3 protein-coding genes are annotated in these 3,406 nt (G+C 61.4%); 2 read left to right on the top strand and 1 reads right to left on the bottom strand.

Annotated features, from left to right (window positions below):
- Positions 1-160: 160 nt before the first annotated feature.
- Positions 161-1,081 (top strand): sugar phosphate isomerase/epimerase family protein, encoded by a 921-nt coding sequence (locus SH809_21350; GenBank protein MDZ4702270.1) that lies wholly within the window; start codon positions 161-163, stop codon positions 1,079-1,081.
- A gap of 150 nt (positions 1,082-1,231) precedes the next feature.
- Complete coding sequence (locus SH809_21355; protein MDZ4702271.1) at positions 1,232-2,089, top strand: SDR family oxidoreductase; 858 nt, start codon at positions 1,232-1,234, stop codon at positions 2,087-2,089.
- A gap of 272 nt (positions 2,090-2,361) precedes the next feature.
- On the opposite strand, the gene SH809_21360 is transcribed toward SH809_21355, so the two are convergent.
- A complete protein-coding gene (locus SH809_21360; protein ID MDZ4702272.1) occupies positions 2,362-3,225 on the bottom strand; it encodes a glucose 1-dehydrogenase in 864 nt (287 codons plus the stop codon).
- Positions 3,226-3,406: the final 181 nt, after the last annotated feature.

Consider the following 3,406-nt stretch of genomic DNA (forward strand, 5'->3'; position numbering starts at 1 on the left):
CAGAAAAATGCCAGTCTGATGGCTGGATTACTTCGTAAGTCGTTTCGCTCGTTTCCCGCCTCCGCGGGAGCCTGCCCCCGGCTTTGACCGGGGGATGACTATGCCTTGGGTTGTTCAAATCTCAACAGTTTCTAAACCTGGAACCTTAAACTCTTCAGCCATGAAGCTCGGATTCGTTAGCGCCATTCTGCCCGATCTCACCCTGGAAGAGGTCCTCACCTTTGCCGCGCAGGAGGGGTTTGACTGCGTCGAAGTGATGTGCTGGCCGGCCGGCAAGGCCGAGCGCCGCTACGCCGGCGTGACGCACATCGACGTGACTTCTTTTGGTAAAAAGGAGGCGAAAGCCGTCCAACAACTCGTCGCCGACACCGGCGTCGCCATCAGCGGACTGGGGTATTATCCCAACCCACTGTGCCCGGATGAGGACGAAGGGAAGGTCTATGCCGACCACATCAAGAAGATGATCGATGCCGCCGAGCGGTTAGAGATTGGCGTGGCGAATACGTTTATCGGGCGGGACTGGACGAAGACGGTCGACGAAAACTGGCCGCGCTTCAAGAAGGTCTGGAAACCGCTCATCAAACACGCCGAGCAGCACGGCGTCCGCGTGGCCATCGAAAACTGCCCCATGTCGTTCACGCGCGACGAATGGCCCGGCGGAAAGAATCTCGCCCACTCGCCGGCCATCTGGCGCCGTATGTTCGATGAGATCTCGAGCGACTTCTTCGGGCTGAACTACGACCCCTCGCACATGATCTTGCAGCACATGGACTACCTGAAGCCCATGCGCGAGTTCGCCGGCAAGCTCTTCCACATCCACGCCAAAGACGCTCGCATCGACCGCCATCGGCTGGACGATGTAGGCGTTTTCGCCTTCCCGAACCAGTTCCACACCCCCAAACTGCCTGGCCTCGGCGATGTGAACTGGGGCCAATTCGTGGCAACTCTGGGCGATACGGGGTACCAGGGCGCCATCTGTGTCGAGGTGGAGGACCGCGCCTTCGAAGGCTCGGTGGAAGCCCGCAAGGCCGCCCTCCGGCAGAGCCATGCGTACCTGCGTCAGTTTATCCCGAAGTGGTGACGTGCGCCGTCATCCCCCGATCCAGGAAACTTCATCCCGCACTTGATGCGGGATCCAGTCGGGTTAGCAACCCTATTCTGGGTCCTGGATCAAGTCCAGGATGACAATCTTTTTTTGCGCCGAGCTCATTGTAAACACCTCTCGATAAACATGAACAAACAATCCGTAATGGCTCAGTTCGACCTCACGGGTCAGGTCGCGATCATCACCGGCGCCGGCGGGGCGCTCTGTGGCACGCTCGCGCACGCCCTGGCGGCCGTCGGCATGAAGGTGGCCGTGCTGGACCTGAACCTCGAACAGGCCCGAAAGGTGGCGCATGAGATCGAGCAGGCCGGCGGCGAGGCGCAGCCTTTCGCCTGCGACGTCATGAACGAGGAGCAGCTCCACATCTGCCGGGAGCGGATCGAGACGCTCTGGGGCCCGCCGCACTGCCTCATCAACGGCGCCGGCGGCAACGACCCACGTGGCACGACGACGGAGGAGTTTCTGGAGCCGGGCGCGCTGGACAAAGAGGGCGTCACGGGGTTCTTCGACCTCGAATACGCCGGCTTCCAGTTCGTATTCGGGCTCAACTTCATGGGGACGTTCCTCCCGACAAAGGTCTTTGCAAAAAGCATGGTGACGGCCGGCCGGGGCTCGATCGTCAATATCTCCTCGATGAGCGCCCTCGCGCCGCTGACGAAGGTGTCCGCCTACTCGGCCGCCAAAGCGGCCGTGGCCAACTTCACCCGCTGGCTGTCGGTCCATTTCGCCCACACGGGCGTCCGCGTCAACGCCCTCGCGCCGGGCTTTTTTATGACCGAGCAGCTCCGCTTCCTGCACATCGACCAGACCACCGGCGAATACACCCCCCGCGCCAAAAAGGTGATCGCCCACACCCCGATGGGCCGGTACGGCGAGCCCGAAGAACTCATCGGCACCGTCATCTACCTCCTGTCGGACGCCTCGCGGTTTGTGACGGGCAACATCGTCCCTATCGACGGCGGGTTCTCGTCGTACTCGATTTGACGGGGTGGGGGCTGGGGATGCATGACGGGCCTCGACTTATTTCGAGCGCACGAAGTTATCGACCCCGGAAAACGCGGCTCGCGTGATAATGGACTACTTCTGTAACGCCCCAGCTGATTAAGGAGTTTTCAAGGTACGTCGTGATCCCCGTGCCCGGCATGGAGTGGTTGCAGACGGCGCCAGGCGGTATCCCGGCCTTTCGTGCCCGCCGCTTGATCATCCGGAGCGCCTCGTTGCGATCCAGGGGCCGCTCGGTGAGCTATCCTTCCCCCTCATCCTCCACCAATAAACCCCGGGTACAACGTCATCCCGCCGTCGATGTAGAGGGTGATGCCGTGGATATAATCCGACTGGTCCGACGCCAGCCAGATGGCGGCCCGGGCGACATCTTCGGGCTCCCCAATGCGTTTGGTGGGGATGAGCCGCAACAGCTGGTCGTTGTAGATCTCTGGCGTCGTCAGTTTCTCGACGTTCATCGGGGTGCGGATGGCGCCGGGTGAAATCGAGTTCACGCGGATTTTCAAGTGGGCCACTTCCTGGGCGATGCTTTTCATCAGCAGCATCACGCCCCCTTTCGCCGCGGCATAGTTCACGTGACCCTCCCAGGGGATCAGGTCGTGCACCGAGCTCATGTGCAGGATCTTGCCCATCGCATAAGAGATGCTCCGGTCGATGCCCTGCCGTTTGAAGGCGCGGATGGCTTCGCGAGCGCAGAGGAACTGGCCGGTGAGGTTAGTGTCGATCACCCGCTGCCACTGGTCCATCGTCATCTCGTCCGTCGGGGCGTTGAGCTGGAAGCCGGAGTTCGGGACGACGATGTCGATTCGGCCAAAGGTCTGCCGGCCGGCCTCGAACATGGCGATGACCTGATCTTCTTTGCCCACATCGGCCTTATAAACCAGCGCGCGCTGGCCGGCGGCCTCGATCTCCGCCGCCACCTCGCGGGCGCCGGCTTCGTCCGAATGGTAGTTAACGACCACATTCGCGCCCGCCTGCGCGAAGCCAATGGCCACCGCGGCGCCCAGGCCTTTGCTGGCGCCGGTGACGAGCGCGGTCTGACCGGCCAGAACCCGATGTATCGGGACGGGCGGCATGTCGTTAGGCGGAGTATACGGGGTGGGTGTGTCGGGCATCATGGTGACGAAGACGTGACTGGAAAAGGGAAGGATCGAGGATTCTCTGAAGCCTCCAAGGATACTCTCCGACGCACGAAATCCGCAACCAGTATCCGGACGGGCACTTACTTGACTTTGCCCACTTTCAAGACTAACCGAACCCCCAAAAAGATTGTCATCCTGAGCGTAGTCGAAGGACCTC

The sequence above is a fragment of the Rhodothermales bacterium genome, assembly GCA_034439735.1.
In the GTDB taxonomy this organism is placed as follows: Bacteria; Bacteroidota; Rhodothermia; order Rhodothermales; family JAHQVL01; genus JAWKNW01.

What these genes read in the sequence shown, in the direction of transcription:
- SH809_21350 (MDZ4702270.1), top strand. Translation starts at nt 161, where the DNA reads ATGAAGCTCGGATTCGTTAGCGCCATTCTGCCCGATCTCACCCTGGAA.
- SH809_21355 (MDZ4702271.1), top strand. Translation starts at nt 1,232, where the DNA reads ATGAACAAACAATCCGTAATGGCTCAGTTCGACCTCACGGGTCAGGTC.
- SH809_21360 (MDZ4702272.1), bottom strand. Translation starts at nt 3,225, where the DNA reads ATGATGCCCGACACACCCACCCCGTATACTCCGCCTAACGACATGCCG.